Origin of the sequence: Candidatus Rickettsia colombianensi (assembly GCF_003664375.1) — a bacterium.
Taxonomy (GTDB): Bacteria; Pseudomonadota; Alphaproteobacteria; order Rickettsiales; family Rickettsiaceae; genus Rickettsia; species Rickettsia tamurae.
The window spans coordinates 37,316-62,288 of the sequence record NZ_RAQN01000010.1 but is presented as its reverse complement, the minus strand read 5'-3'; the positions used below and the strand labels follow the sequence as shown (position 1 = coordinate 62,288).

Below are 24,973 nucleotides of genomic sequence, written 5' to 3'. Positions count from 1 at the left end.
TAAAAATGAGGTAAGAAATGAGCTACATTGCTAATTGGTTCAATAATGCAACTAGAGTTGTAAGTAAGGCGAAAAAAACTGTTTCCAATTTTGCCAAGTTCATTAATAAGGTTGAGGCCAAGGTTGCTCATTTAGCAACGGATCTCGCATATAAACTTGCTAATGGAAATGACATATATAAAGATCATGAACTTAAAATCATTAAAGAATTAGGTGATGACTGGAAAGTTCTATGTAAATCTTCTGATGATGCTGATACCAATCAAAATGGTTATAAGTCCGTTGTATTTATAAATCAAAATACTAAACAAATACTAATGGCTACTGCTGGCACAGTTCCTACAGACATACATGACTTAAAAGATGATGCTTATATAGCAGCCGGTACATTCCCTAATAAAGTGGATCAAGTTAAATCTATGATTAATTATATCTCTAAGTTACTTGGGGCTGATGATATTGATAGCTATACGTTTAATGTTACAGGTCATTCTCTTGGAGCAGTTTTAACTGATGTTACTGCTTTTGATATTATGTCTAGAGGCTTAAAGCTTGGAACATCAGTAACCTTTGATAGCCCTGGCTCTAAGAATGTAATACAAGCAGCAATAACCGCTAAAGTATTTAGCAATACAGTAGATACTACTATTGAGGAGTTAGCAGAACATTGTGTTATATATAATGCAAAACATAATATTATCAATTACAATCCTATTATAAATAGTCCACATATCACGGAACCAAAATTAGTTATTCCTATAAAACAAGTTATAATGCATGATATACCTACAGTGTAGTCGGGAATATTTAGTTATACTAGTTATTTAGCTGGTAAAGTAGGAGAAATTGTTGAAACATGCTCAAGTTATTTAGGTATTAAAAGAACTCGAAAGTCTTAAAGGGCATTCTCTTATAAACTTTGCTAATTTATGTGAAAAACCTGTTATTGATACTTTAGGATGGGAGAAAACCATAGATGGAACCTTATTGATAAAGGATTTCAAAGGATCAGATCGTATCACTTCTACAGGTAACGATGTTGTAGTTATTAAAGAAAATGATATTGATGATGATACTATATCAATATCATCAAGTGAATTTAATTATGATGATTTAGAGCGTGCATATAACTATCATGCTAATAAAGCATTAGTATTAGGTGCAGATGCAGAGTTTCCTTCTTTAGAAATTATAAACTAATCTTGTTATATGTATAAAATCAAATCTTGACTTCTTTGCAAAAAACAAGCATATCTATTATTTGTAACAAAAATTAGTATGTACCATGAAGATTAATTATGAAGATATATCTTCTTACACCACAGCTCTATGTACTATCGCTGGGGCGGCAGTAATAGGCCCCTTATTAATTATTAAAGATAAAGTGTCAGCTATTTTAGATGCTCGTAAAAACCCAGCACAAGAATATTCGTGCTAAACTGCCCCAGCCCAGTACAATTCTAGTGATATATCTTTAGCCAAATATAAAGATAATGATGGCTGGAATGTGATCACCATAATTGGTGATCATTCTATTGATGCTACTTAAAACAATGGTATGAGCTCTTCTGACAAGTACTGTTGCGACGTCCTCACGAAAGGTGATTTCTAGCTATCATACAGATACTAAGATTTTTGGGCTAAACAACCTATGTTGTTTATATCTCCCAAAGCGACCCGTCCCCAGCCGTTAGAGTATATTTATAGTAGCATTCGTATCAGCATGTATTTCATATCCGCAATGTATACATGCATATCATTCTTGACGAACCCTGCTATTTTGATCTATTGCTACACAATGACTACACTTCCTAGATGTGTTAACTGGATTGATTAAGCAAAATGTACCGCCAGAATACTCTTGCTTGTACTTTAACATAGTTTTAAAATCACCCCAGCCATTAGCTAATATTTCTCTATTAAGTCCCGACTTAGCCTTTACATTTACTCCAGGATTTTCCTTTGTACCTTTTGCAGATTTACATTCAAGATTTTCAAGTCTTCAACAACAACAATTGTGTGTTTTTTGTTTAGTATTTTTTTAGACATTTGAGTATTAAATACTATTCCTAGTATCTCACTAGCATGTGATACGGGATGTATAACTAGAGCTTTTTTAATTTCCTCAGGTATCTCAGCTAAATCACACTTATTATCTTAGGGATGATTACTTCCTTAATTCCCTCTCTTACTGCAGCTGTTAGCTTTGCCTTAAGTCCTCCTATTTCAAGCACCATACCCTTTAGTGTAATCTCACCAGTCATTGCTATATCTTGTCGGATCTTCTTGTTACTGAGTAGTGAGTAAAGAGCTGTATATATAGTGATGCCTGCAGATGGTCCGTCCTTAGGTGTTGCACCTGCCGGCAAATGTATATGTATGTCATGATTCTTTAGGATGTCATCGCTGATTTCTTTGGTTTTAGAATCTATACTTGATTTTAAACAGGTCATCGCAGCATCTATTGACTCCCTCAATACTTCTCCAAGTTTGCCTGTGGCTTTAATCTTGCCGTCACCCTTATACTTTGATGCTTCTATTTTGATTAAATCACCTCCCATTGCTGTATGAGCAAGACCGTTGATCATACCAATAGTAACTTCATCATCTTGAAGTTTTTGTTTATGGTACTTAGAGTGTTTGAAATATTCATCTATAGTTTCTTTAGTTAATTCAATCTGTTCATGCTTCATTTCAGCTAAAAGAGATTTTTGTACCAACTCCCTGATTTTTCGCTCAATGTCTCTTACTCCTGATTCTCTAGTATAGTTCTCGATTATGTACCTGATTAGTTCTTCTGAGATCGTGAATTTGTCGCTTGAGACATTTACCTCTTCTATTAGTTTTGGTATGATGTAATCCTGTGTGATCTTTACTTTTTCATTATCTGTATAACCACTAATATCTATGATCTCTATACGGTGTAATAGTGGATATGTATATTATCGATTGAGTTTGCTATTGCGATGAAAAATACTTTTGACATGTCATAGCCAAAATCAAAGTAATCATCAGTAAAGCTATCATTTTGTGATGGGTCTATTAACTGCAGTAATGCTCCTTCAAGTGCTGAGCCTCTTTCTTTGCTGATTTTGTCTATTTCATCTAAGATCATTACGGGATTGCTACTACCTACTTCAGAAAGTAGTGATAGTGCCTTACCTGGTTTCGCCCCAACATAAAAATCCATACAACCCCTAATCAAACACTCATCTATTGCACCGGCAAGTGATAATGTTACGATTTAATGCTTTTGATATTATTTTAGCGATGGATGTTTTGCCTACTCCAGGAGCACCAACCAAACATAATATCGGAGGTTTTGCGTTTTTAGAGTTTGCCATGAATACTAGGGATTCTATGATCTTCTGTTTAACACTGATAAGACCATAGTGATTATTGTTTAATATCTTTTCTGCTTCTATAATATCGATAGATGCTTCATCATATTTGCCCCATGGAAGTCTAAAAAGATAGTTTAGATATTTTTCAACATAACTTTTTTTATTACTACCATTCTGTAAACTTTTTAAGCTTGCTATTTTCTGCTCTGCTACTTTTCGTGCTCCGGGCGATAGTGGCGTGTTCTCTAATAATACTTCAAAATCTTTATCTCTTGCTTGACATGCTATGGCGTCTAGTACCATCCTTTTATCTACGATTGCATTCTCATATTTAGGATCGAGTGCTATGGCTTTGTTATACTCTATAATTGCTTCTTGGTGTTTTTTAAGTCCGTATAACGCATAACCTTTATGGCAAAATTTAGGGGCATACTTAGGATCTAATTCTACTGCTTTATTACAACACTTAATTGCTTCGTCGTACTGTTTTAAAAAATTATAAGCGTTGCCTTTGCTGTAATAAGCTATTGCATTATCAGGATTTAGCTCTATTGTTTTATCATACTCTTTTATCGCCTCTTCGTATCTCTTAAGCTCAAATAGTGCAGTACCTTTGTTACTATAGGCTATTGCATCATCAGGATTTAACCCAATAGCTTTATTGTACTCCTCTATCGCCTCTTCATATTTTCCAAGGTGCCATAGACTATTTCCTTTGTTATAGTACGCGTTAGCATAATCAGACTTTAACTCTATTGCTTTATCAAAAGCTTTCATTGCCTCCTCGTATCTCTCAAGCCAATTTAATACTACACCCTGCTAATAATATGCTTCAACAAAATCAGGTTTTAATATAATAGCTTGGTCAAAAGCTGTAATTGCCTCTTTTCTAAAAGAATAATCAAACTTACTGAGATTTCTACCTAACTCACAGTAAAGCTTCGGATCATTTGGCTCTAATTCTATAGCTTTCTCATAACAGGTATGTGCTTCAACAACTCTACCTACCTTAGATAGTAATAAGCCTTGATTATAATAAACACCAGAACATAATTTGTTTATGGCTCTGTCATATGCTTCCTCCGCTAATTCTCTCTGACCAATTAAAGATAAGCTAGCTCCTTTGCCTAAATAAGCTTCACCAAACATATTCTCTTCATTAAGAGCTGTAGCTTGATCGAATTCATTCAAAGCCTCCTCATATCTTTCTAGCTTATATAACTTATAGCCTTTATTTAAATGATTAAATTGGTCATTGCTCTCTAAATTTGGTATATGCTCTGTCATTTACTTATCTATTAATTTTGTTCTACTAATGCTTTTGAAAAAATCCTTGGTTTTAACCTGTAAAGTCCTATCTTTTAGATAATTTATGGTACTGGTTTTATGAATCATGGCTAATTTAAAGTTAGGATTTATAGTACTTGCTTTGCTAAAACATATGACCGCTTCTGCGTAATCAGGCTCTAGCTCTATCGCCCTATTGTAGCAGCTAATAGCTTCATTATGTTTTTCTAAAGCAGCTAAAGCATACCCTTTTTCATTATAGGCTTCGGCATAATCAGACTTTAACTCTATTGCCTTGTCGAAAGCTTTAATCGCCTCTTCCATATACTTTAACTTCAAAAGCGTTTTTCCTTTGTAATGATAATAACTAGATCGAGTAATAATATTACTTGTTTCCTCGAAAGACATTAAAGCTTCCTTATATTCTCCATTCCCATACAAGCTCTGACCTTGCCTATAATAATGTTCTGCATCATTTTTAGGTCTAATAAATTTTTCAAGTAAGTTGATTATAGGCTCGTAGCCCTCTATTAACTCCTCATCTTTAATTTTTGTTTTTTCATCTATAGCCCGTGCTAATAACTCGTTCAGTGCCACTATGCCATTTTTATATACTTTTAGGTTAAATATATTTGTGTGATTTTCACTGAATTTTTTTTCATCCAGACCAGTTGTTCTCATGCCCTCATTACATAGTGCAAGTGCTAATGCATAACTCTTTATATTTTTTTGGCGTATCTTTATTTCTCCCGCTTCTGCTATATTCTTTTGATATTCTATATTGTTTATACAACACCTACTTTCTAAGTATTAATTTAAGACTAATTCTTTATGTTTTTATTGACAATATTTAGGCAGGTAATACCTACCTATTTGCCTTAAAGACTTTTTATTTTTGTTATTTTTTTGATTTATTGCTCTTGCTGTTTTAAAGGCCGATTTTCAGCTTTAATACTCCTTGATGTGCTTTTGCATCTAATGTAGCTGTTAGCATCATAGCCGATAGAAGGCTTGTAGTGACTACTCTTGCTATCTTGCAGGACTTTAATTTAAAATTAAGATTGTGGATGCCACTATACTTCTTGCTGTAATAGTTCTCGCTACTACTGCTAGGTAGGAAGTAGTCGGACTCTAGATATTTTGATTGATTTATGCCATGATCTGCAAATAGAATATACCAATTCCACCAATCATGCCACAATCTCCACCGGTAACACCTATTGCCTCGGCAATGATACCACTAGTGCCACCAGCTCCCCCAATACCCCCTATAGCACCAGCTATGCCTGATTTGGTTAGTGATACAAGTATAGGAGGGAAATCAGAAAATAGGACAGCATTGTTTGAGTCAATAAGAAATTTCGGCAAAGGCGTATTAAGAAAGGTAAAGAAAGAGCCAAAGCCAGTAGTTGTATCTAGCGATAGTGGTGATTTAATGAGCCAGTTATACGATACGCTTGAGAGAAGAAGGGTGCTAAGCCAAAGAAAGTAGTGAAACAATCCTTAATACTAACTACTGAGGAGCAAGCACGGAAGAAAGCAGAGAATTTAGCAAGAGCATCAAGTATTCGCGAGCAGAACAAGAAGAAGTGGGAGGAGGCAGTTAGGAAGAATGAAGAAATAGCGCGGGAGAGACGTAGGGCTGAAGCTGAGGCAGTCAAAGCCAGGATAGAGCAGAAAGCGAGAGAAAGAGGTGAACATAGGGACGGTGTGGTCATGGGGATTGATCCAGCACTACATCACAACATAGTATCAGATCTAAGATCTGAGATAGCAAGTCTTAGAAAGCAATTAATAGATTTAGGCAGCACTAATGTAGCAAGCACAACAGGAAATGGCTCAGGAGAGCCTATATACATCAAGCCTATAGATACTATCAGTATAGCAAGTAGCAACGCAGTATGAAGAACCTTGGAGCGATCCTGACATAGAGATAGGAAAAGGATTTGCATCTGAATTCACACAACATAAGCAAATTGAGCTATCAGCATTTAGCAGCTCAGAAAACCTGCAGATTTCAGAAGCTAATTCATTAAGCGAGGAAGAAGCGAAAGTAATAAAGATGCTAGATGAGGCAATAGAAGATAGCGGCTATAGCAGATCTAGCTGTTCAAGTGTTGATAGTAGGAGTGAGGACGGGGGTGCTAACCTTGATGATGATTGGAGTGATGCAGATAGTTCTGAAAATACTGACGGATATGACACCGTATATACGAGTAGTGGCAGTGAATATTCTGACGATAGCATTGATGAGAACGATATACCATTTTCACCACCAACAGAAGAAAAGCTAGCAGAGTTAGAGAAGCTTAATGAAGTATTAAATTCTGATCAGGTAGGAGCAATCTCTACGGAGTCTCTAGAAGAAACAGATCAATCGCTAAGCCTTGCTGATCATGACGACACTATAGAAGTTAGTATTTCTGCAAGCAACAAAGCTTCTAAGGAAAGCAGTACAAGAAGAAAGTACATCACCTAGCAATCTTGTATATGGAGCATTTATATTTGTTGTGCCGATGATTTTAATGAGTGGCGGCTTTGCTAAATATATGACATATCTAGTAATTATTGTATCACTGCAGCTATGGCCGGCATTAAATGCAATACTTAATATGATTATGGAGACCTATAGTGATTTTGCTGAAGGCTCAAGGCAGGTTATGAGTTATGCTGCGGTATCTACAATGTATAAGAAGATAGATACGATAGTAACTATTGCCGCATCGCTTCAGATGTTAGTACCATTTCTATCTTTTTGGTTAACCAAGCTTGGAGGTGATATGCATTTAGCCGGCAATATCGTTGGAGGCGTGCAATCTGTATCAGGCGGGGTTGGCGGCGAAGTTGCGACCAACAATAAAAACTTTGATAATTACAGCAGCGGCAATCAGCAATACGGCAACACAAGTGCCAATAAAGTAGATACCAGCATGCAGTATTTTGATGGCACTAATAGAGCTCAATATGCAGATGGCACAGGAGAGTTTATTACGCAATCAGGTGAGCAAGTATTCTCAGGTGGTAGTGGTTATACCGTGTCAGTAGGTAATAGAAAGCTTAGCGAAGCAGATGATACCCAAACACAGTTAAGTCAAGGTTCGCAAATCATGGATAGTATGCTTGAGTCAGAGAGACGAAGTCTCGGCAATGCTCACGGTACAACAATATCTAGAACATCAGATGGGGTTAAAGCGGTGATGGATAAAATGCAGCAAGGACAAAGCTTTAATTTTGAAGAACTAGGAGAGCAAGGGAAATCTGCAAGAAAGGTCATAGATCATGCACAGGATTTGGTCAAGAACTACGGATATAATAATCGTCAAGCTGCCGAAGCTGCGGTCAAAGCCTCAGCGTCCTTTGGCACACCTCTCATGGGCATCACCGGTAGTGGTGCATCAGTTAGTGTTGATGGTTCAATAACCGCTGGTAATGAAACGAACCAAGTATTAGAAGATAGAACAAATGATTCTAAAGGACAAAGCACAAGTGAGGACTATAACAACCTAGTTAAGGTATTATCGAATGAGAATTGGTCACGAGAGCATGGCTTAGATTAAAGTTTAAGTCAAGGAGTACACGCGGCATCTATGGAGGTACAGCGAACCGAAAGACAACTTGCTGTCACTCAAGATAAAACGGAGCAATATCATAGAGCAGAAAATTGGCAAAGAACGCACGGAACTAGTGCTAATAACGATGTACGTCATGAAGTCCAGCAAAACTTAGAGAGAGCGTACGGCGTATCCTCTAAAGAGGCTCACGATATGATAGAGAGAAATGATCCAAGGTTTAGACAAGTTTGGCAAAACCGCATCGATCATAGAGCAGCAAATGTTTTAGCATCAGTCTCAGCAGGACATAGTAGAGTAACGGGCGATAACGCATCCTCGAGGTTAAACGAGGCAAGTAGTAATTATGAACAGCAAGTCGATAAGCAAGCTATTCAGAATTTTGCTACTGCTAAGAATGTTGCCTATAACGAGATGGGAGGCATTAATTATGATCAGGCAAAAGCAGATATAGGTATCAAAGAGCAAGAATTAAAAGGACAGTTCCAAAAGATACAATATGAAAATAGTGGTACATATCAAGCTATGCAGGAGAAAAATCTAGAGTCAGCTCAGGCAACACAAGAAGCAGTCAATATACGTGAGGAAGATAGAATAGGACAGGGCTGGACTGCAAATAATTTAGTGAAAGGCGGAGCTGTATTCGATGATGGTATAGGAGGAGTTAAAAACCCCTCAACTATAAAACCATCAGATGATAAATAATAAAAATTATTTTCTATGGTAAATATTACCAGGTAGGTAAGAGTATAAGGGACTATTACGACGACGAGATGCACCGCTAGATGATTGTGATAATGCTGATGTATTTTGTAAAGTGTGTGGTGCTACATATCCTGCATTTGCAGGTTTAGCAGTCCAAATATTTTTATTAAATAACCAAGTGATAGGGCATTGCAATACAACGAAATATAAACAAGCAGGGGCAAATAGTATAAATGAACAAAAAGTATCAAAAATGAACTCTGGCACATTGTATTTATTTTTAAAGAACGAAACTATTGCCACACCAAGAGCGATTAGCAACACTAACCATACTAAAGAACTAGGTTGTTTCTTTTCTAAAAAAGATTGCCCTTCGCTATTTAAGAAGATTTTTGCCTCAGGGTCATATTTGACTGGGTTATTTCTAACAACGATAAAAGGTACAAGAATGAATGATAACCACATATCGGCAGAAGATAAAAATGGTGAATGCAGTACTTTTGTTGCAATTAAAGATAAACTAAAGCCAGTAGACATACCAAACCAAAAGATAAGATTCCAAAAATTATCCTTGCTTATAGGTTGTTTAAAAATACTATATTATTTTTTGCTATTGCTCATATCATACCTAAAAGTTAAATATCATACATATATCTTACCTTGTTTAGTACGTCCGTGCAAATTAATACGTTACTTTTTAGCGTATTTTTTAATTACTTTAGGAGCTCAGGCAAATTTTGCATCCGATATGCCACAGCTTATACACACAGTTGAAAAGGAGCATGGAATTCCAAGCGGATTACTAGCTGCTATTGCAGAAGTTGAGTCCGGTTTAAAACCATATGCAATCGGTGTGTCAGGTAAATCTATTAAAGCAAGCTCTACAGAAGAAGCAAAACAGATCATTAAGGAGTATTTAGCAAAAGGCATCACTAATATTGATATAGGCATCATGCAAATAAACTGGCGGTGGCATGCTAAGGAGTTTGATCAAGACCTAGATAATATGCTCAATCCTTCACAAAACATCATTTATGCCGCTCAACTGCTGAAATCACTACACGAAAAGCATCAAAGTTGGCAGAAGGCAGTAAGGTACCACTCTGCTAAAGGTGAGTATCACCGTAAATACTTAAAAGCGGTATTAGTATCATGGCTTAGACAAAACTAAATCACAACATAGAAAAAAGAATAATACAGGAAAATAGATACTAAAATGTTAGATGATTACACTAGGGGCGGACAAATCTTCATACATAAAATAAGGATGTTCAGGCAGGTTATTGGAGTGTCAACATTTTGGTCTTTTGTTATTGCAGCTTTGTTAGTAATTTTCATAACTTTGCCACAATATAAAGCGATTAATATGTTTGCTGCCAAAACATATATGAGAGCATCTTTTGTAGAGTTTATTTGGGATATAACACCTAAAATCTCTGAAGATTCAAAGAGGCAGAGCCAAGGATAGATATATATGATATGTCCATGATAGGGCATCAAGGAATGTTAAAGTCGCAACTATCTTAAATACGCCAAAATATAAGCAATCATATATGATGCTTAAACAATATATAGCAAGTACCTCGTTATTAGCTGCAGGTAGTACAGTCTTTTTAGTGTTGATAGTGTTTGTGGTATGGAGCAAATTTGGCAAAACTGCAAGAGCGACAAAACATATAAGCGGCAGTACTATTAAAACCGCATCAGAAGTAAAAAAATATCTCAAAAAACATAATTTAATAGGCAAGTTTCACATAGGTAACATGCCTCTAATCAAGGATACAGAAACTAGGCATTTCTTGATCACAGGCAGTACTGGTAGCGGTAAAACTAATCTCATTAATACACTGCTACCGCAAGTTAGAAGCACAAGCACTCAGCTATTGTAGTAGATCAGACAGGAGAGATGATAGAGCGGTATTATGATCCAAATAGGGGCGATATCATATTTAATCCATTAGATGCTCGCTCTCATTCATAGGACTTTTGGCAAGATGCGACATCTCATAACGTAGCAATAGGCGAGGTAGATCCAAGACTTAAAAATTTGCTAAAGTTCTTTTTTCTTTTGATAAAAGTAGTACGGGAAGCGGTAATGATCAGTTTTGGCAAAATAGTGCCGAGATACTATTTACCTCATGTGTAGAGAGTTTAATCAAGAAAGATTACCGCACTATTACTGCTCTTAAAAAGATACTTACTAAAGTAAATAGGCAAGATTTAGCAAATTTACTGCAATGCACAAGAGCAGCTAGATATTTCTCAAAAAACAATAATACTACTGCAGAATCTATTTTATCAGTCATGACTACATGTGTTAGACCAATTTGTCTTCTGCAAGATACTAAGAAGTGCTTGTCTTTAAAGAAGTATTTTCAAAATATTGAAAATAGAAGTAATAGCTGGCTGTTCTTATCAAGTAGCTTGTCACAACGGGAAGTAACACTTCCGCTTCTTGCTTGCATATTGGAGCTTGCAGTTTCTTATTTAGTCGAATCAGGCATTAACGAGCAAAGACGTATGTGGTTTGTGATTGATGAGGTGGCAAGTCTTGGTAGGCTCAATTCACTCTCGGCATTGCTTGCAGAATCTCGAAAATATGGTGGTTGCGTAATGGCAGCAACTCAGTCTTTAAATCAGCTCTTTGATAAATATGGTCATTATGCAGGTAGTACTTTATTTGATCAGTTTGCTATTAAATTCATGTTTAGAAGTACTGATCCAAGTACTGCCCGTTTAATCACTGATATATTTGGCAATATTGAGTACGCATCTCAACAAAAAAATACCTCCTATGGAGCACACGAACATAGAGATGGTGTTTCATATACAGAGCAGGAAAAAAGAAAATCCTTAATCACAACGAACGATATAGCAAGCCTTAAGGATCTTGAATGTTTTGTAGGTCTTCCTGATCCGCAAGTACGCATAACAAAGCTACAACTTTCTCCGGCAAAGGTAGCACGCCAAAATAAAGGTTATGTTCCTTTGTCTGAAGAAGCAGCATGAGAGGTAAAATTAAAAGAAAGAATACAAAGCAATGATGGGGCTACTGAAAATACCCCACTAGGTTCTATGGCAAGTACAGGTCGCGATATTAATGAAATATCTGACGAAGAGTCTGTAACAGAACTAGAGGATACGCTCCCAAGAGAAATAATAGGGTCTGTCAGAAAGTTTGTGTAAGTATGATTTCTCCATTTGCCCAATTTTGTAAATTAGTATCACAAATAATTGCAAATTGATTTAAAGCCATTGCCCAATTCTTAATAGGCATTGTCCAGTTTTTAGAGGCATTTGTCAATGCTAAAAAAATTATTTTCTGAATCGATTTATCATCTGAAAATACTCCTTTATTTTTAATAATTTTACGAATTTGACGGTTAGTTGATCCAATAGCATTAGTGTAAATCGCCTTTCTAATGTCTGCTGGAAAGCTAAAAAATGGAGCTATGCCAGACCAATTTCGTTGCCATATGTCAAAAATTACTGGATATTTTCTATCCCATTTTTTGGCAAAATTTTGTAATTCTCTTAATCCCTCTGCTTCATTTATTGCAGAATGAATTCTCTTTAAATCAGCGATTACCGATTTTAAATCTTTATATGATACGTATTTTACAGAGTTTCTTATCATATGCACAATACACAGCTGTACTATAGTTTTTGGAAAAATACTATTTATCGCCTCTGGAAGACCCTTAAGACCATCAACACACGCAACATATATTTGTTCTACACCACGATTTTTCAGTTCTGTTACTAATACCTGCATTCAAAATTTAGATCCTTCATTCTTGCCTATCCAAATTCCTAATAACTCCTTCTTGCCTTCCATATTCACTCCAATAGCTAGATAAACTGCTTTATTTATTATTACATGATTATCTCTTGCCTTAACATGAATACAATCTCAATACATTATAGGATATACATTATCAAGTGCTCTATTCTGCCAGGCAGTAACTTCCTCTAAAATACCATCAGTTACCTTTGATATTAATTCAGATGATACCTTGGTAACATATAGTTCTTCCAAATGCCCTTGTATTTCTCTAATAGTCATTCCTCTGCCATATAAAGATATAACTTTATCGTCAAACCCCTCAAATTTACGCTCCTTTCGGAATAAGTATAGGTTCAAACTCTCCTTCCCGGTCCCTTGGCACTTCTACTGCTAATCTACGACCTTCTTCGTCTATTAAGGTCTTTTGATAATTACCATTTCGTCGATTATCTGATTTTTTCTCATTCTTAGAATGTTTCTTATAACCTATATGAGATTCCATTTCTTTTTCTAAAATCTTATTGACTAGCTGTTTCTTTAATTCTTGGAATATACCATCTTTACCAAATATTTCTGATACTGCTTTTTCTATACTTAGATTTATTGGCTTTTTCATATCATTCCTATATAAGTTGTTTTTATTAATTTTATTCTTAACTATTTTGACAACTTACACAATGAATCTGATAGACCCAAGGGACGCCCCTTTGACTTGAGGATTAGGATTTGAGAAGGTCGTTGATTTCAGAAATAGAGAGTCCTGTAATACGAGAAACCTCAGGAATAGAATAATTATTAGAAAGCATATTTTTTGCTACTTCATATTTTCCTTTAGCCTCACCAATCTGTATGCCTCTAGCTTCCCCAATCTGCATGCCCTCGTTTCTACCAATCTGCATGCCTTGAGCAATACCCTCATCAATATATTTATCAGCAATAGTTCTCATAAGTCCCTCTTGATCCGCTTTATTTAGATGTTTTTCTATAATATTCGCAAGCTCAGCTTGCTTCTCTTCATCTACCTTAGCATCACTATACCACAATAACCACTTAATGTAAATGTATCCATTTTCCTTATCTATCTCAATACTGCTTTGAAACTTCTCAAATAGACTTTGCCATAGATTTAAGATATCACGAGCCTTGATATGTTTAAGCATATATTCCATCATACCAAGATGTTTCTTTTTCTCTATTTCATCATCACTTTGTTTTTGCAAATCAACAAGCAAGTATTCATCTGACATAAGAGCTTTAGCAGTACTGCTATCTTCAAATAATTCCCAAAAACTCCTTGGAGCATTATAAGGTTTATCATTTGCATATACTACTATAGGACATATTAGAGGCAGTTTACTTTTTGTTTTTGTATTCTCTTTATGTCTTTCGCATAATAAAAGCATATACTGCCACAGTCTAAAGGCGATCCAGTAATCACTACTAGACTGGTGCTCTATAAGCACATATACGTAAGCTTTGTCATTATCTACACTATCAGCGGTACTATCTTTAACATTATCATTTTTTAAAGAAACAGAATAAACAACATCACTGAGTCTCTTTCTTAAATCATCGGTAACAAAGCTCTCTTTTGCTATTGTTATGCTATTTAGATTAATCTTGTTCTTAAATGATGCAGGCAAATAATTCTCTAGAAACTCACGAGCAGCTATAGGTTCGCTCATGACCTTTTTAAATAGCTCATCATGTTTTGGTCTATCAAGAGAGTCGCTACTATCCGAAGCTACTTGCTGCTTATTGCTTTCTTGCTCTGTAGTAGTTGACGAACTTAATGACAAATCCTCTTTGTTACTCATAAAATATATTAAAATTCTATTTGTTTAATTTTTTATTATTTTTTGTGTCTATTTGCCCTATGGTAGGGTTGTATATCATAACTCTATTATTTTCTAGATGCGTAGGACCATCATGACGCATCTCAACTCTTCCCGGAAACTTCTTATATACAATATACGATGAAATACAACAACTATCTACTAACATTGCAAATGCAGTAGCACCTATTATTAACTTTTTTTTGAAACTACCGGCTTCATATTCTACTATATTATTGGTAAGACGTTTTACTTTCGATAGGGACTGTGATATTTGCCGATCAGCTTCTAACAGTGATGCAGTTATCTTTTGGTCAAACTATTGCAACATCTCATCTATAGATGCATTTGCCTTTTGAATCTTGTCAAGATGCGACTGAAAAACTTTTTTTGCAATGCTTCAGCGACATCAGGTATTATATTCTTGCAATTTTTCTTCCAATCTTACAGGCAGCTTCCTTAAAATTAAATTTTCTGCTTTTAATTCTTCATAGCATCCTTAGCGTTCTTCTGTATTTTTTGTTCTACTGACTCAAAATCTTTCAATATTCTTCCTAACTCTGTCGTATTATATAACGCTTCCTCTTGGGTACTTAATTTATGTGTATTATTGTTAGTGGTTTTTGGTGCTTCATGTACTTCATTTGCCATAATATTACCTATTTTATAATTTTATTTTTAATGTTGGTGCTGGATCTTCGATTTTCTCAGCTATGTTCTGATTATTTTGTTGCTTTGTATTTATCTCATATGATTTTTCCTCTTTTAATCTTGCAAGCGTTATGCTTGCTTTAACTATCAGCGGCATATGTTTGCCCTTCATTAGTATTTAACCGATGTGCTAAATAATGAATCTGGTCATGATATTTTTGACCATCATATTCTACTACTCCTTTTGATTTTATAATATAAAGATCATTTTTCGAAACAACAGATTCGTAGATTCTTTAGAAGATATTGCTCTGATTACAGATATAAAAAACTCCTTATTGAAGGAGCTCAACGTTTTAACTTAGATGGCACTCCAGCAAGTTTAGTAACTAAAGAAGAAGTGCCTCCAAAAACTAATAAATTCTCTAAACCTAAAGAATCATCATCTACGTAAATAGGCTAATCACTTAGGTGATATTCTTTTAGAAAAGTAGCAAAGCTACTTTTCATCTATGTTTTATTAAAAATATTTGAGAACAAAAATATGAAATCACAGCACTCATACCATAACGCCATAATCATTGATAAAAATACAGATTCAAAAATAGACAGCATAGTACCCTACAATTATAAAAAAAGACGTGAAGAATTAAATCAAGTAGTAAAACATCACATAGAACGACAAAAGCAACAAGTAGTACAAAAGAGCAAAGCTCTATCTGTCTAAAAACGAACGTTTCCGTACACCCCCTATTCCTATGTCCATAAATTATATTGACTTACTTTAGTACATACGATATATTTAAGACAATCTTTTTGGTATATTTTATACTACACTATTTTATGTCTCGTACTTTTGCCTATGTTCGTGTTTCCAAAATGCAACAAGATACTGAAAATCAAATCAGAGAAATTGCATTAGCTGGATTTACTATTGCACCACATCGGATAATTACTGAAACGGTTTCTGGTTCCATACCTATAGCACAGCGTCAAGGTTTTGCACATCTGTTAAATAAGATGGAAAATGGAGATGTTCTGGTTGTCACTAAGTTAGATCGATTAGGACGTGATGCTATTGATGTCAGCATAACAGTCAACAAACTAGAGCAAATGGGAATTAAAATTCATTGTCTTACACTTGGGGGTGTTGATCTTACCAGTTCAGCTGGAAAAATGACTATGGGAGTAATTAATGCTGTTGCTCAATTTGAGCGTGATTTGTTAATAGAGCGTACTCAATCTGGGCTTGCGAGAGCTAAAGCAAATGGTAAAACTCTCGGACGACCACAAATTTTAGCAGAATTACAAAAAAAACAGGTTATACAGCAACTACAAGAAGGCAAAACTATCACATCTATTGCAAGACATTTTAATACAAGCAGGCAAACCATTATGCGTATCAGAGATAATAACCTCTAATACTTGCTTGTACCGCTTTACATTCAACACCCAAGATTATGTAAAACAAATTTATAACTTACTTATCTTCTATTTTGTGCTATAATATGCTAATGCATATACAAATATTTAGTAACTAATTATTATGGCAGTTTCAAAGTTCCTAGATCCTAAAAATGATATCGCCTTCAAGAAAATCTTTGGTTCTGAAAAAAACAAAGACATTCTTATTCACTTTATCAATGATATCATGAGATTTAAAGATGATGAACAAATACAGGATGTTACTTTCTTAAGTCCTGTCCAAGATCCTGATATTGCTTATAAAAAACAGTCTCTCGTCGATGTCTTATGTAAAGCTCAAAATGGTACGCAAATCATCGTAGAAATGCAAATCTCCCCTTCTAAAGGCTTTGAGAAAAGAGCCCAATATTATGCTGCTAAAGCTTATTCACGACAACTAGCCCAAGGACAAAAACAAGACGGTCTCTATGCTAACCTTAAGGAAGTCATCTTTATTGCTATTAGTGATTATATTATCTTTCCTGATAAAGCTAATTATATCTCTCATCATGTTATCCTAGATAAAATTACTTTTGAACACGATTTAAAGGATTTCTCTTTTAGCTTTATTGAACTACCTAAATTTAATATAGATATAATTGAAAACCTAAAAACCATTACTGAGAAATGGTGCTATTTCTTTAAATATGCTGCTAACACAAGTGAAGCTGACTTGCAGAAAATTATAGGTAGCGATCTTGTAGTAGGGCGTGCTTATGAAGCATTAAATCAGTTTAACTGGCATGAAGCAGAACTCCTTGCTTATGAGCAGGAAATTAAACGCATCATGGATAACAAAGCTGTCGAAGAATACGCTCTAGAACAAGCTGAAACTAAAGGTATTAAAATTGGTAAAGCTGAGGGTAAAGCTGAAAGAAATATAGAAATAGCACGAAACTTAAAAAGATCAGGAGTAGCAATTACGATAATATCTGAATCTACTAGCTTAACTAAAAAGCAAATTGAAGAATTAGATGATTAAATTTAAGTTGAGTTTACTATAAAGTCAGTGCATATTTAAATAACAGACCAGACATTGGAATTACTAAGAATCAGTTAACTATATTGGTATAGAATGTATTGAATGGCATGACCCAATATGGTTTAATAGACTGCTGTATACTAGATAAATATTCATTTCCAATAATTACCATTAAAATCAGTAATTAATCAGTGAGAATTAGTGGCTAAAAACTAATTGATATTATTAAAAGCCAAATATTATGGAAAATCATCCAAAAAAAATTAATAAAATAACTTATAAATATTATGAGCAAAAAATCAATTATGCCAGAAATTTCTGTTAAAAGTACTAAGGAACAAATTTTAACTGCCTATAATGAGGTGTTAGCTAAGTTAAATGATAAACAGCTAGCTACCCCTCAAGAACAGAAAAAACAGCAAGAGAAACAAGAGTTGGTAAGTAAAGGTCAGCACTGATTCATCTGATAGTATATTAACTGAATTATTGATGCCGATACAGTGAACAAATTAAAGAATCAATTGAGTTTTTCTACTAAAGCACTAGAAAAGCAACAGCAAGAATTGAGCAAAGTTCTATCTATCAATATTCTTTGATATACTTAATAATACTATATCTGCTCATCAAGAATTTAAAAGCAGTATTGATCAAAAACTAGATAAATATAGTAAAAAACTCTCTGAAAGTGCTGCTCATGTTACAGAGTGCAGCAATTTTAGTTTTCTAAAGAATATATGCCTAGTGGTATTATTCTCTGCAATCATATCAGGAGGCACTGCGTATTTAGGACCACTAAATTTCCAAGATATTTAACTGTCACAGGTGCGAATAACGTTACAATACAAGATTGTGATGTAAGTGTTTTAGGAAAAGCTAAAGATAACGACAATCTGATGGCAAAAATGACAAGGAAGGAATAGATTCAGAAGAATACAAGTCAAAGGGACGTCCCTTTGACTTGAGTATTAGGATTTGAGAAGCTGGTTAATTTCAGAAATAGAAAGTCCTGTAATACGAGAAACTTCAGGAATAGAGTAATTATTAGAAAGCATATTTTTAGCTACTTCATATTTTCCCTCATTTCTACCAATCTGCATGCCTTCATTTCTACCAATCTGCATGCCTTGAGCAATACCCTCATCAATATATTTATCAGCAATAGTTCTCATAAGTCCCTCTTGGTCTGCTTTATTTAGATGTTTTGCTATGATTTTAGCAAGCTCTACTTGTTTATCTTCAGAGACCTTAGCATCACTATACCATAATAACCACTTAATGTAAATAAAGCCATTCGCCTTATCTATTTCAATACTACTTGCGAATTTCTCAAGTAAGCTTTGCCATAGATTTAATATATCACGAGCCTTAATATGTTTGAGCATATACTCCATCATACCAAGATGCTTCTTTTTCTCCATTTCATCATCACTTTGTTTTTGTAAATCAACAAGTAAGTATTCATCTGACATTAAAGCTTTAGCAGTACTGCTATCTTCAAATAACTCCCAAAAGCTCCTTGGAGCATTATAAGGTTTATCATTTGCATATACTACTATAGGACATATTAGAGGGAGTTTATCTTTTTCTTGTTTGATATTATTCTTTTTATTTGCGTCTTTATGTCTTTCACATAATAAAAGCATATACTGCCAAAGTCTGAAAGCAATCCAGTAATCACTACTAGACTGGTGCTCTATAAGCATATATATGTAAGCTTTGTCATTATCTACACTATCAGCGGTACTATCTTTAACATTATCATTTTTTAAAAAAACAGAATAAACAACATCACTGAGTCTTTTTCTTAAGTCCTCAGTAACAAAGCTTTCCTTTTCTATTTTAACACTATTTAGATTAATTTTGTTCTTAAATGACACTGGTAAATAATGCTCTAGAAACTCACGAGCAGCTACAGGCTCACTCATGACCTTTTTAAATAACTCGTCATGTCTTGAACGCTCAGCAGAACCACTATGTTCTGAGTCTATTTGTTGTTGTTTACGATTATGTTCTTCATTAGTCATGCTTGCAAATCCTTATAACCTCATAGTCATTGTATGTTCTAACTCTAACTCTTTGCGAAGCTCTTTAACTTCTGCTTTGATCTTAGCAAAGGTTGTGCTATTTGTTTCTCATCTACAAAGCATGGTATATTATTTTGCATCTCATACTTCATGTATTTAAGCGGGCATGAATATTTCTTAGCTCCTACCATCACATGCTCATCATCTAATAACTGCTTAATATTCTCATTGTGATGATCCATATAATGTTTCTCACATGTTTTACTTAAATTCTTAAGCACATTATGACTATCAGAAGAGTTAAATTGATTTAGTATCTCGTAATCATTTAATATACCATGTTTTTGAGCATATACTACCATGTTATGCATATTAGTAATTAACTTATCTTGCTCGATAGTCTTAGCATTTGAGATCGCAGATAATAAACTATTATCATACTTCTCTGCATATTTAAGCTTGCCATCAAGAGACTTATAGAACTCATGCTCACGGCTAATTGCAGCTAACATTTCATCAGCTGTTTTAGCATGCTCTTGATCCTGCTGAATCACCTGATGCTGAGTCTCTAACTGATAACGCTCCAAACTGCTATCAAAATACTTATACGTATCTTCTAAGTCTTTACTATTTTCTGCTCTTGCTCTTTAATTAAATCATTATCCTTAATCTCGTTTAGCCTTGCCATATTCTCCTCATACTTTAGAAGCTGCTTATCTAAATTCACTACTTGCTCTATAGATTTACGGCGGCTAACGCTTACTCCAAAGATCGTACCTATTCCAATGCCAGGTAGCTTTCCAAGTATTGATGGATTAGATTGGATTTGTGAGATTAGTTCCTTTATATCTACATCAGCGTTAGCAGCTTTAACTGCTTCCCACTTCGTTATGATCTCTGTTACTTGCTGCTCGTAAATACGTCCTAAGTAATGAGGAAATAATGTTTTTACAAAATTCTCTTGCACTTGCTCCTCTTGCTTTAGATCACTTAAAGCTTTCTGATTCTCAAGCAAATCACATCTCTTTAGCTCTATTAATTCTTGATTATCAAATATATAGCTATCGATAGCTGAGAGGTTCTTCTGTAATCTTCTTATTAATTTACTTGCAGCTCTTATAGTATTAGAGGAAGGTTTTTGCTCTAATACTTGTCCATTACTTGCACTAACCTTGCTACCGTGAAAATCTAGCTTTTGTTGTACTAATTCTCTTTCTGCTAAAATCTCACCACTAGCATCTCGAACTACCATCATTAAATCTTGATACGCCTTGCATTGCAATTACCTATTGTGCTTTTTTGAGTTATATCTTTTAAATAATACTTGTATGTGTCAAAACCAGCATGTTTGCGTAGTGTCTCATAGTTAATATTAAGCTGAATAGTATGCTCTCCCATTAATATAGAACTGCTGGTGAATGTGGTATTGTCTTTGATTAGCTGAAGTCTAGTTGATATTCTACTAGCTATTTCCTCTAATTTCTCATCATACTTTGCTCCCTGCTCCTTGATCTCCTCAATCCGCTCTTCTAACTTAGCCCTACGATCTTCTAACCTACTAAAATTCTTCTCTCTAACTTCTACTTTGTTCTCACTTATTAATTTGCTCTTATCTTTCTTCTTGCGAATCAAACGCTTAAATTCATCTGCATTATCAGCATCAATTACACTGCTGTAACTGTCACAAATTAACCCTGCGTAATCTTTTAAAACACCTTTGTCTAATTTTAATTCTTCAAAGATCTCCTTCAGGTTCTCATAATCACTCTCTCTTAGGCAAACAGCAATGATTTTGCTTTGATGTTTGCTATCAAAGCTCCTTGAAGTTAATTTTAAGCTTGCCGTCACTATAGGTGACTCCTTTCATTTCCTTGCTATCTTGTTGACTACTGTGTGCACTCTCCGATTCTTCCTCTTTCACTCCTTTTACAATATTTTCAATTGTGTATTTAAAGCTATCCTCGCCATCAGCAAATACAATATTATATGGATCAATCTTTAAATCTTTGATGCCTAGCTCTAATTCAAAATCTATAACAGGACTTGTATCATCTCACTTGATACTCTTTAGATTAGTAGCTTGGGTAAGAATTGTACCGTATAATCTTGTGATATTGCCAGGGGATTCAGTATCGCTCTTCCACTCTCTTATCTTGCCGTGACACTCAAAGACTCGTGACCTTGCTTCTAAATAATCCTTGATGACTAACTGATTACCGTCTAATATGCCACCATTCTTATAGTCTATGGCAAAGCTATTATTTACTCTTCTGCTGACTGCAAGAGTTAAGCCAATTCGGTATTTCTTTTGGTGCATGTGTTTTATACGTTTTGCCATTCTCACTTTTTTTCTTTTCAGGTAGCATTTCATAGCTATTAATCTTAAACTGCTTTCTAATTTTTTCTACTTCACTATCAAGACGTTGATACACTATGTTTTCCAGCTCTTTTGCGGATGCATGAAGCTTAACCTCCTCCCTATGACGTGACATTAAGACTAAAAACGCCTCATATCCAATAGAACGGTCAAAATATACATGCATGCGATCTACTGTCTCACCTTGCAATTTGTAGCCAGTTAAAGCGTATCCATGATTTAACTTCACCCTTCTCTTATTGTTAAAGGAATCTAAAAATGTATTAATCTCGATTATATCCTTTGAACCATCAGCTTTATGTACTAGTACCCGTAAAACTCCATCACCTTTACTATTAGCACTGCTGCCAAAAGGATTTACGGATAATATTGTTCCAACTTCACCATTGCTTATGCCGTATCTTAAACTATTCTCTTCCAATACAACCTGGTCGCCTTTCATCAGCGGTATCAACCTACCGCCACTGCTAATTAATACCTCTCTGCCTTTTAATGCTCCGCTATGCTTTAGCTCATCTCTGACTCTTCTGTTAAACTCAGCTACCTTCTCGTTAGTGTATGCTCCAATTGCAATACTTCGCATAGCTATTAAATCATCTCGCTTAAGATTATCTATCTGCTCAGTATATTCTTTAGCAAATGATGATATTAAGCTAGTTTTAGCCTCTTCTTCATTATCCTTAATATTAAAAACATCTAAATTTCTATATATCTCAATTGCTTCATGCATCTGGAAGCGTCCCATTGCTTCGGTAGATTTCCTGTACTCTACTCTTTCCTGTCTTCTGACCTCTGTAAGCTTAACTCCCCATGCAATCTTGCGTGCTTTGTTAAATGCTCCAGTCATACCAACAGCTGTAAACTGGTTGTTATCTCCAACAAGCACTAATTTTGCCTTAGCTCTGAGTACCTCGTGGGCTAAATAGTCCATATTAGCAAGCTCTATCATACTTGCCTCATCCACAATCAGTACAGTCTTGCTATCAAGCACATCCCCGGTTTTGCCACTAAATACAGTATCGCAACCAATAGATTTTAAATATTCCTCCTCCTCATAATATTTACTGCTTAAATCTATCTTAAAATTCACTCCTCTTGATTCCTCTATCTTCTTACGTAGTAAGCCTGTATTATCGGCTTTTATACCGGCATTTCTGCTAAGTACCTTGGCAGATACGCTACTTGGACCAGTACCTACTACCTTAAATCCTGCATTCTTGTACTACCTCACTATCTCTCTCATCACGAAAGTCTTGCCTGCTCCAGGATTACCTTCTAGTACACTAATATCAGAGCCGTTACATCCTGATAAGATTGCTTCTATTTGCTCAGTACTGAACTCATGGTTTTTACTGCCAAATACATTAAGCTTTAAACCTAAACTACCTCCTATATTATCGTTAAATTTATTTTGTAGGTTTGCTCCTACTACATTTACCAAATCGCCTATTTGTTCTTTGAGACTATTTCTTTCTAAACTCTCAGCGTTAATATTAAGATTATGCTCTTCCTTAGCATTTAACTCTTCTATAGCAGATACATAACGACGCTCTAAATTCACTCTTGATTTCAAGGAGTATACTGTTCTACCCATCAAATCTTTTTGGTCCATCAGCTCTATTTTGTCTGATACAAGTAGCTGATTATATAACCTTAAAAACTCCTCTCCATATTCTTTGTTCAAATGCTCGATAGCCGGGTTGTGAGCTGTACTTGTTGCTGGATTATTACTTAAGCTTTTTGATGCATCTTCACTACTACCTTGCTCCTGAACTAATCCTTTTCCAAACGCCCTAATAGCTGCTTGTTCCTGAGTAATATTGCTGCCTTTTAATACTAAATGCACCATTAAAGCGTCCGATAATGCTATCGCTATATCTAAACACAGGTTTTGTATATGAAATACGACCAAATACTATCTCCGGATTCTCATATATCTTCTTTGCATTCTCAACTATTATTTCTTGATTCTTTGCCTCAAACTCAGTCGATTCCATATAATAACTAGCTCCTCTATGCTTAGTCGGCTCTTGATCTATACCCAGCCGCTTATACGACTTACTACTTACTCTAAATGGCAAACCTGCTTCTTCATACAGTTTATTAATTGCTATCTCACATTCTTCTCTTAGAAAATATAAGAATCTTGTACTTTCTAACTCCCTATCCTTTACCTTTCCAATTACTACTTCTCCATTCTCTAAACGCTCTAATCTTCTTGTGAAAAACTGAAAATGTACATGCGGATTATCAAGGTTATCGTAATGTATGTTAACGTCGCATACTATACCTCGTGATACCGAAATCTTACTTACACAATGAATCTAACAGAACCTGGAACAAATATATGTTGCTTGTGTTGATGGTCTTAAAGGTTTTCCAGAAGCAATAAATAGTGTTTTCCCGAGGACTATATCTCTATTGCTTCTTTAGATTCTTCAAGAGCCGTATATATTTGTGATGCCATATAGTAATAAAACCCCTCATCAGGTCTTAATTATATTGCTTTTCTATAAGAATCTAGGCTATCATGATATCTACCCTGCTTTTGCAGTATCTGACCAACATAATAATTTGCTTTCTCATTCCAAGGATTTAGCTGCAAGCATCTTCTAAAATACATTAATGCCTTATGATTGCCCTCTTCTCGTCCAAACCAATATCCCTAGCTCAAAATATCTACTCCATTTCTCGTCTTCCTGATCTTGTTGTGCTGATACCGATATTTTGCCTTCCTCTTTATTACTATTGGTTAAACACTGCTTGTTATTAGTCATATTATTACCTACTGTTACATCTCTGAAGTTTTCTGATGATTTTCCTCTCTAACTTATCTAGACTTTTATTGAATGCTGAATCTCCGTTATTTGACGAAGAACCCTGCTGCATAGAGGCATCGCTATTACATACACTGTTACTACTTGACTGCTTCTGCGTATTGTCCAAGC

At 35.0% G+C, this 24,973-nt stretch carries 34 protein-coding genes and 3 pseudogenes; 17 read left to right on the top strand and 20 right to left on the bottom strand.

Annotation, left to right across the window (positions count from 1 at the left end):
* Window positions 1-17: 17 nt before the first annotated feature.
* The 3 genes from D6968_RS03835 to D6968_RS05315 all read left to right on the top strand — a co-directional run bounded on the left by D6968_RS03835 (window position 18) and on the right by D6968_RS05315 (window position 1,438).
* Window positions 18-797 carry a lipase family protein gene (locus D6968_RS03835; protein WP_121543501.1) on the top strand — a complete coding sequence of 260 codons (780 nt, stop codon included), beginning with the start codon at window positions 18-20 and terminating at the stop codon, window positions 795-797.
* A 190-nt stretch (window positions 798-987) separates the two neighbouring features.
* Complete coding sequence (locus D6968_RS03830; protein ID WP_121543499.1) at window positions 988-1,200, top strand: hypothetical protein; 213 nt, start codon at window positions 988-990, stop codon at window positions 1,198-1,200.
* Between the two features lie 85 nt (window positions 1,201-1,285).
* Window positions 1,286-1,438, top strand: a complete 153-nt coding sequence (locus D6968_RS05315; RefSeq protein ID WP_177717302.1) for a hypothetical protein — start codon at window positions 1,286-1,288, stop codon at window positions 1,436-1,438.
* A 318-nt stretch (window positions 1,439-1,756) separates the two neighbouring features.
* Here the strand turns inward: D6968_RS05315 and D6968_RS06675 are convergent, their stop codons facing one another.
* From D6968_RS06675 to D6968_RS03800, 6 genes are all read right to left on the bottom strand, one after another.
* A complete protein-coding gene (locus tag D6968_RS06675) occupies window positions 1,757-1,912 on the bottom strand; it encodes a zinc ribbon domain-containing protein (RefSeq protein ID WP_458692875.1) in 156 nt (51 codons plus the stop codon).
* 226 nt (window positions 1,913-2,138) lie between these two features.
* Window positions 2,139-2,720 (bottom strand): S16 family serine protease, encoded by a 582-nt coding sequence (locus D6968_RS03820; RefSeq protein ID WP_121543495.1) that lies wholly within the window; start codon window positions 2,718-2,720, stop codon window positions 2,139-2,141.
* A 194-nt stretch (window positions 2,721-2,914) separates the two neighbouring features.
* Window positions 2,915-3,190, bottom strand: coding sequence for an AAA family ATPase (locus tag D6968_RS06275; RefSeq protein ID WP_121543493.1), 276 nt, complete (start codon window positions 3,188-3,190; stop codon window positions 2,915-2,917).
* Window positions 3,191-3,209: 19 nt separating this feature from the next.
* The gene (locus tag D6968_RS03810) at window positions 3,210-4,121 is read right to left on the bottom strand and encodes a tetratricopeptide repeat protein (protein ID WP_121543491.1); all 912 of its coding nucleotides are present in this window, start codon (window positions 4,119-4,121) and stop codon (window positions 3,210-3,212) included.
* Between the two features lie 42 nt (window positions 4,122-4,163).
* Window positions 4,164-4,631, bottom strand: coding sequence for a tetratricopeptide repeat protein (locus tag D6968_RS03805; protein ID WP_121543489.1), 468 nt, complete (start codon window positions 4,629-4,631; stop codon window positions 4,164-4,166).
* Complete coding sequence (locus D6968_RS03800) at window positions 4,632-5,312, bottom strand: tetratricopeptide repeat protein (protein WP_245969301.1); 681 nt, start codon at window positions 5,310-5,312, stop codon at window positions 4,632-4,634.
* A 511-nt stretch (window positions 5,313-5,823) separates the two neighbouring features.
* Between D6968_RS03800 and D6968_RS03790 the strand changes: the two genes are divergently transcribed.
* From D6968_RS03790 to D6968_RS03750, 9 genes and pseudogenes are all read left to right on the top strand, one after another.
* Window positions 5,824-6,123 carry a hypothetical protein gene (locus D6968_RS03790; protein WP_141110526.1) on the top strand — a complete coding sequence of 100 codons (300 nt, stop codon included), beginning with the start codon at window positions 5,824-5,826 and terminating at the stop codon, window positions 6,121-6,123.
* Window positions 6,123-6,536 carry a hypothetical protein gene (locus tag D6968_RS03785; RefSeq protein WP_121543483.1) on the top strand — a complete coding sequence of 138 codons (414 nt, stop codon included), beginning with the start codon at window positions 6,123-6,125 and terminating at the stop codon, window positions 6,534-6,536. Before D6968_RS03790 ends, D6968_RS03785 begins: the two co-directional genes overlap by 1 nt.
* A 157-nt stretch (window positions 6,537-6,693) precedes the next feature.
* Window positions 6,694-7,110, top strand: a complete 417-nt coding sequence (locus D6968_RS03780) for a hypothetical protein (protein WP_121543481.1) — start codon at window positions 6,694-6,696, stop codon at window positions 7,108-7,110.
* Between the two features lie 46 nt (window positions 7,111-7,156).
* A complete protein-coding gene (locus tag D6968_RS06035; RefSeq protein WP_245969300.1) occupies window positions 7,157-8,188 on the top strand; it encodes a hypothetical protein in 1,032 nt (343 codons plus the stop codon).
* Window positions 8,189-8,218: 30 nt separating this feature from the next.
* Entirely contained in the window at window positions 8,219-8,905 is a 687-nt protein-coding gene (locus D6968_RS03770) for a hypothetical protein (RefSeq protein ID WP_121543479.1), read from the top strand.
* Window positions 8,906-9,017: 112 nt separating this feature from the next.
* On the top strand, window positions 9,018-10,076 hold the full coding sequence (locus D6968_RS06030) for a transglycosylase SLT domain-containing protein (RefSeq protein WP_245969299.1): 1,059 nt from the start codon (window positions 9,018-9,020) through the stop codon (window positions 10,074-10,076).
* A gap of 45 nt (window positions 10,077-10,121) precedes the next feature.
* Window positions 10,122-10,373 (top strand): hypothetical protein, encoded by a 252-nt coding sequence (locus tag D6968_RS05310; RefSeq protein ID WP_177717299.1) that lies wholly within the window; start codon window positions 10,122-10,124, stop codon window positions 10,371-10,373.
* Between the two features lie 85 nt (window positions 10,374-10,458).
* Window positions 10,459-10,886, top strand: a pseudogene (locus D6968_RS05305) (type IV secretion system DNA-binding domain-containing protein).
* A gap of 143 nt (window positions 10,887-11,029) precedes the next feature.
* A complete protein-coding gene (locus D6968_RS03750; RefSeq protein ID WP_245969306.1) occupies window positions 11,030-11,914 on the top strand; it encodes a type IV secretion system DNA-binding domain-containing protein in 885 nt (294 codons plus the stop codon).
* A gap of 160 nt (window positions 11,915-12,074) precedes the next feature.
* Here D6968_RS03750 and D6968_RS03745 read toward each other — a convergent pair.
* The 5 genes and pseudogenes from D6968_RS03745 to D6968_RS05295 form a co-directional block, all read right to left on the bottom strand.
* A pseudogene (locus tag D6968_RS03745) lies at window positions 12,075-13,308 on the bottom strand (IS256 family transposase).
* 103 nt (window positions 13,309-13,411) lie between these two features.
* Window positions 13,412-14,509: an Rpn family recombination-promoting nuclease/putative transposase gene (locus tag D6968_RS03740; RefSeq protein WP_121543475.1), complete on the bottom strand. Its 1,098-nt coding sequence runs from the start codon at window positions 14,507-14,509 to the stop codon at window positions 13,412-13,414.
* A 16-nt stretch (window positions 14,510-14,525) separates the two neighbouring features.
* Window positions 14,526-14,696, bottom strand: a complete 171-nt coding sequence (locus D6968_RS06025; protein WP_245969298.1) for a hypothetical protein — start codon at window positions 14,694-14,696, stop codon at window positions 14,526-14,528.
* A 311-nt stretch (window positions 14,697-15,007) separates the two neighbouring features.
* Window positions 15,008-15,178 carry a hypothetical protein gene (locus D6968_RS05300; protein ID WP_177717291.1) on the bottom strand — a complete coding sequence of 57 codons (171 nt, stop codon included), beginning with the start codon at window positions 15,176-15,178 and terminating at the stop codon, window positions 15,008-15,010.
* 13 nt (window positions 15,179-15,191) lie between these two features.
* Window positions 15,192-15,350 (bottom strand): hypothetical protein, encoded by a 159-nt coding sequence (locus D6968_RS05295; protein ID WP_177717288.1) that lies wholly within the window; start codon window positions 15,348-15,350, stop codon window positions 15,192-15,194.
* A 111-nt stretch (window positions 15,351-15,461) separates the two neighbouring features.
* Between D6968_RS05295 and D6968_RS03730 the strand changes: the two genes are divergently transcribed.
* The 5 genes from D6968_RS03730 to D6968_RS05290 all read left to right on the top strand — a co-directional run bounded on the left by D6968_RS03730 (window position 15,462) and on the right by D6968_RS05290 (window position 18,082).
* Window positions 15,462-15,632: a ProQ/FINO family protein gene (locus D6968_RS03730; protein WP_121543519.1), complete on the top strand. Its 171-nt coding sequence runs from the start codon at window positions 15,462-15,464 to the stop codon at window positions 15,630-15,632.
* 90 nt (window positions 15,633-15,722) lie between these two features.
* Window positions 15,723-15,905, top strand: a complete 183-nt coding sequence (locus D6968_RS03725) for a hypothetical protein (RefSeq protein WP_121543459.1) — start codon at window positions 15,723-15,725, stop codon at window positions 15,903-15,905.
* A 116-nt stretch (window positions 15,906-16,021) separates the two neighbouring features.
* The gene (locus D6968_RS03720; RefSeq protein ID WP_121543461.1) at window positions 16,022-16,600 is read left to right on the top strand and encodes a recombinase family protein; all 579 of its coding nucleotides are present in this window, start codon (window positions 16,022-16,024) and stop codon (window positions 16,598-16,600) included.
* 124 nt (window positions 16,601-16,724) lie between these two features.
* Complete coding sequence (locus D6968_RS03715; RefSeq protein ID WP_121543463.1) at window positions 16,725-17,624, top strand: Rpn family recombination-promoting nuclease/putative transposase; 900 nt, start codon at window positions 16,725-16,727, stop codon at window positions 17,622-17,624.
* 305 nt (window positions 17,625-17,929) lie between these two features.
* The gene (locus D6968_RS05290) at window positions 17,930-18,082 is read left to right on the top strand and encodes a hypothetical protein (protein ID WP_177717279.1); all 153 of its coding nucleotides are present in this window, start codon (window positions 17,930-17,932) and stop codon (window positions 18,080-18,082) included.
* Between the two features lie 507 nt (window positions 18,083-18,589).
* Here D6968_RS05290 and D6968_RS03705 read toward each other — a convergent pair.
* The 9 genes and pseudogenes from D6968_RS03705 to D6968_RS03675 all read right to left on the bottom strand — a co-directional run bounded on the left by D6968_RS03705 (window position 18,590) and on the right by D6968_RS03675 (window position 24,802).
* Window positions 18,590-19,648 (bottom strand): Rpn family recombination-promoting nuclease/putative transposase, encoded by a 1,059-nt coding sequence (locus D6968_RS03705; protein ID WP_121543465.1) that lies wholly within the window; start codon window positions 19,646-19,648, stop codon window positions 18,590-18,592.
* Window positions 19,649-19,692: 44 nt separating this feature from the next.
* The gene (locus D6968_RS06020) at window positions 19,693-20,235 is read right to left on the bottom strand and encodes a hypothetical protein (RefSeq protein ID WP_245969270.1); all 543 of its coding nucleotides are present in this window, start codon (window positions 20,233-20,235) and stop codon (window positions 19,693-19,695) included.
* Between the two features lie 29 nt (window positions 20,236-20,264).
* The gene (locus D6968_RS03695; RefSeq protein WP_245969268.1) at window positions 20,265-20,903 is read right to left on the bottom strand and encodes a hypothetical protein; all 639 of its coding nucleotides are present in this window, start codon (window positions 20,901-20,903) and stop codon (window positions 20,265-20,267) included.
* A complete protein-coding gene (locus D6968_RS05285; protein ID WP_121543429.1) occupies window positions 20,903-21,496 on the bottom strand; it encodes a hypothetical protein in 594 nt (197 codons plus the stop codon). Before D6968_RS05285 ends, D6968_RS03695 begins: the two co-directional genes overlap by 1 nt.
* Window positions 21,497-21,701: 205 nt before the next feature.
* Window positions 21,702-21,965 carry a hypothetical protein gene (locus D6968_RS05280; protein ID WP_177717282.1) on the bottom strand — a complete coding sequence of 88 codons (264 nt, stop codon included), beginning with the start codon at window positions 21,963-21,965 and terminating at the stop codon, window positions 21,702-21,704.
* Window positions 21,907-23,184: pseudogene (locus tag D6968_RS06015) on the bottom strand (AAA family ATPase); the annotation flags it as partial. The gene D6968_RS05280 and the pseudogene D6968_RS06015, both read right to left, overlap by 59 nt.
* A gap of 63 nt (window positions 23,185-23,247) precedes the next feature.
* Window positions 23,248-23,874: a hypothetical protein gene (locus D6968_RS06010; protein ID WP_245969266.1), complete on the bottom strand. Its 627-nt coding sequence runs from the start codon at window positions 23,872-23,874 to the stop codon at window positions 23,248-23,250.
* Complete coding sequence (locus tag D6968_RS06005; RefSeq protein WP_245969305.1) at window positions 23,819-24,295, bottom strand: MobA/MobL family protein; 477 nt, start codon at window positions 24,293-24,295, stop codon at window positions 23,819-23,821. The genes D6968_RS06010 and D6968_RS06005 overlap by 56 nt, the downstream gene beginning before the upstream one ends.
* Before the next feature lie 360 nt (window positions 24,296-24,655).
* On the bottom strand, window positions 24,656-24,802 hold the full coding sequence (locus D6968_RS03675) for a hypothetical protein (protein ID WP_177717285.1): 147 nt from the start codon (window positions 24,800-24,802) through the stop codon (window positions 24,656-24,658).
* Window positions 24,803-24,973 lie beyond the last annotated feature (171 nt).

What these genes read in the sequence shown, in the direction of transcription:
- D6968_RS05280 (WP_177717282.1), bottom strand. Translation starts at nt 21,965, where the DNA reads ATGCACCAAAAGAAATACCGAATTGGCTTAACTCTTGCAGTCAGCAGA.
- D6968_RS06275 (WP_121543493.1), bottom strand. Translation starts at nt 3,190, where the DNA reads ATGGATTTTTATGTTGGGGCGAAACCAGGTAAGGCACTATCACTACTT.
- D6968_RS03740 (WP_121543475.1), bottom strand. Translation starts at nt 14,509, where the DNA reads ATGAGTAACAAAGAGGATTTGTCATTAAGTTCGTCAACTACTACAGAG.
- D6968_RS03780 (WP_121543481.1), top strand. Translation starts at nt 6,694, where the DNA reads ATGCTAGATGAGGCAATAGAAGATAGCGGCTATAGCAGATCTAGCTGT.
- D6968_RS05290 (WP_177717279.1), top strand. Translation starts at nt 17,930, where the DNA reads ATGCCAGAAATTTCTGTTAAAAGTACTAAGGAACAAATTTTAACTGCC.
- D6968_RS03810 (WP_121543491.1), bottom strand. Translation starts at nt 4,121, where the DNA reads ATGAAAGCTTTTGATAAAGCAATAGAGTTAAAGTCTGATTATGCTAAC.
- D6968_RS05295 (WP_177717288.1), bottom strand. Translation starts at nt 15,350, where the DNA reads ATGAAGGGCAAACATATGCCGCTGATAGTTAAAGCAAGCATAACGCTT.
- D6968_RS06010 (WP_245969266.1), bottom strand. Translation starts at nt 23,874, where the DNA reads ATGGTGCATTTAGTATTAAAAGGCAGCAATATTACTCAGGAACAAGCA.
- D6968_RS05310 (WP_177717299.1), top strand. Translation starts at nt 10,122, where the DNA reads ATGTTAGATGATTACACTAGGGGCGGACAAATCTTCATACATAAAATA.
- D6968_RS06035 (WP_245969300.1), top strand. Translation starts at nt 7,157, where the DNA reads ATGAGTGGCGGCTTTGCTAAATATATGACATATCTAGTAATTATTGTA.
- D6968_RS03705 (WP_121543465.1), bottom strand. Translation starts at nt 19,648, where the DNA reads ATGACTAATGAAGAACATAATCGTAAACAACAACAAATAGACTCAGAA.
- D6968_RS06025 (WP_245969298.1), bottom strand. Translation starts at nt 14,696, where the DNA reads ATGTTAGTAGATAGTTGTTGTATTTCATCGTATATTGTATATAAGAAG.
- D6968_RS05300 (WP_177717291.1), bottom strand. Translation starts at nt 15,178, where the DNA reads ATGGCAAATGAAGTACATGAAGCACCAAAAACCACTAACAATAATACA.
- D6968_RS03675 (WP_177717285.1), bottom strand. Translation starts at nt 24,802, where the DNA reads ATGACTAATAACAAGCAGTGTTTAACCAATAGTAATAAAGAGGAAGGC.
- D6968_RS03835 (WP_121543501.1), top strand. Translation starts at nt 18, where the DNA reads ATGAGCTACATTGCTAATTGGTTCAATAATGCAACTAGAGTTGTAAGT.
- D6968_RS03725 (WP_121543459.1), top strand. Translation starts at nt 15,723, where the DNA reads ATGAAATCACAGCACTCATACCATAACGCCATAATCATTGATAAAAAT.
- D6968_RS03715 (WP_121543463.1), top strand. Translation starts at nt 16,725, where the DNA reads ATGGCAGTTTCAAAGTTCCTAGATCCTAAAAATGATATCGCCTTCAAG.
- D6968_RS03790 (WP_141110526.1), top strand. Translation starts at nt 5,824, where the DNA reads ATGCCACAATCTCCACCGGTAACACCTATTGCCTCGGCAATGATACCA.
- D6968_RS03805 (WP_121543489.1), bottom strand. Translation starts at nt 4,631, where the DNA reads ATGACAGAGCATATACCAAATTTAGAGAGCAATGACCAATTTAATCAT.
- D6968_RS05315 (WP_177717302.1), top strand. Translation starts at nt 1,286, where the DNA reads ATGAAGATTAATTATGAAGATATATCTTCTTACACCACAGCTCTATGT.
- D6968_RS03720 (WP_121543461.1), top strand. Translation starts at nt 16,022, where the DNA reads ATGTCTCGTACTTTTGCCTATGTTCGTGTTTCCAAAATGCAACAAGAT.
- D6968_RS03770 (WP_121543479.1), top strand. Translation starts at nt 8,219, where the DNA reads ATGGAGGTACAGCGAACCGAAAGACAACTTGCTGTCACTCAAGATAAA.
- D6968_RS03800 (WP_245969301.1), bottom strand. Translation starts at nt 5,312, where the DNA reads ATGAGAACAACTGGTCTGGATGAAAAAAAATTCAGTGAAAATCACACA.
- D6968_RS03695 (WP_245969268.1), bottom strand. Translation starts at nt 20,903, where the DNA reads ATGATGGTAGTTCGAGATGCTAGTGGTGAGATTTTAGCAGAAAGAGAA.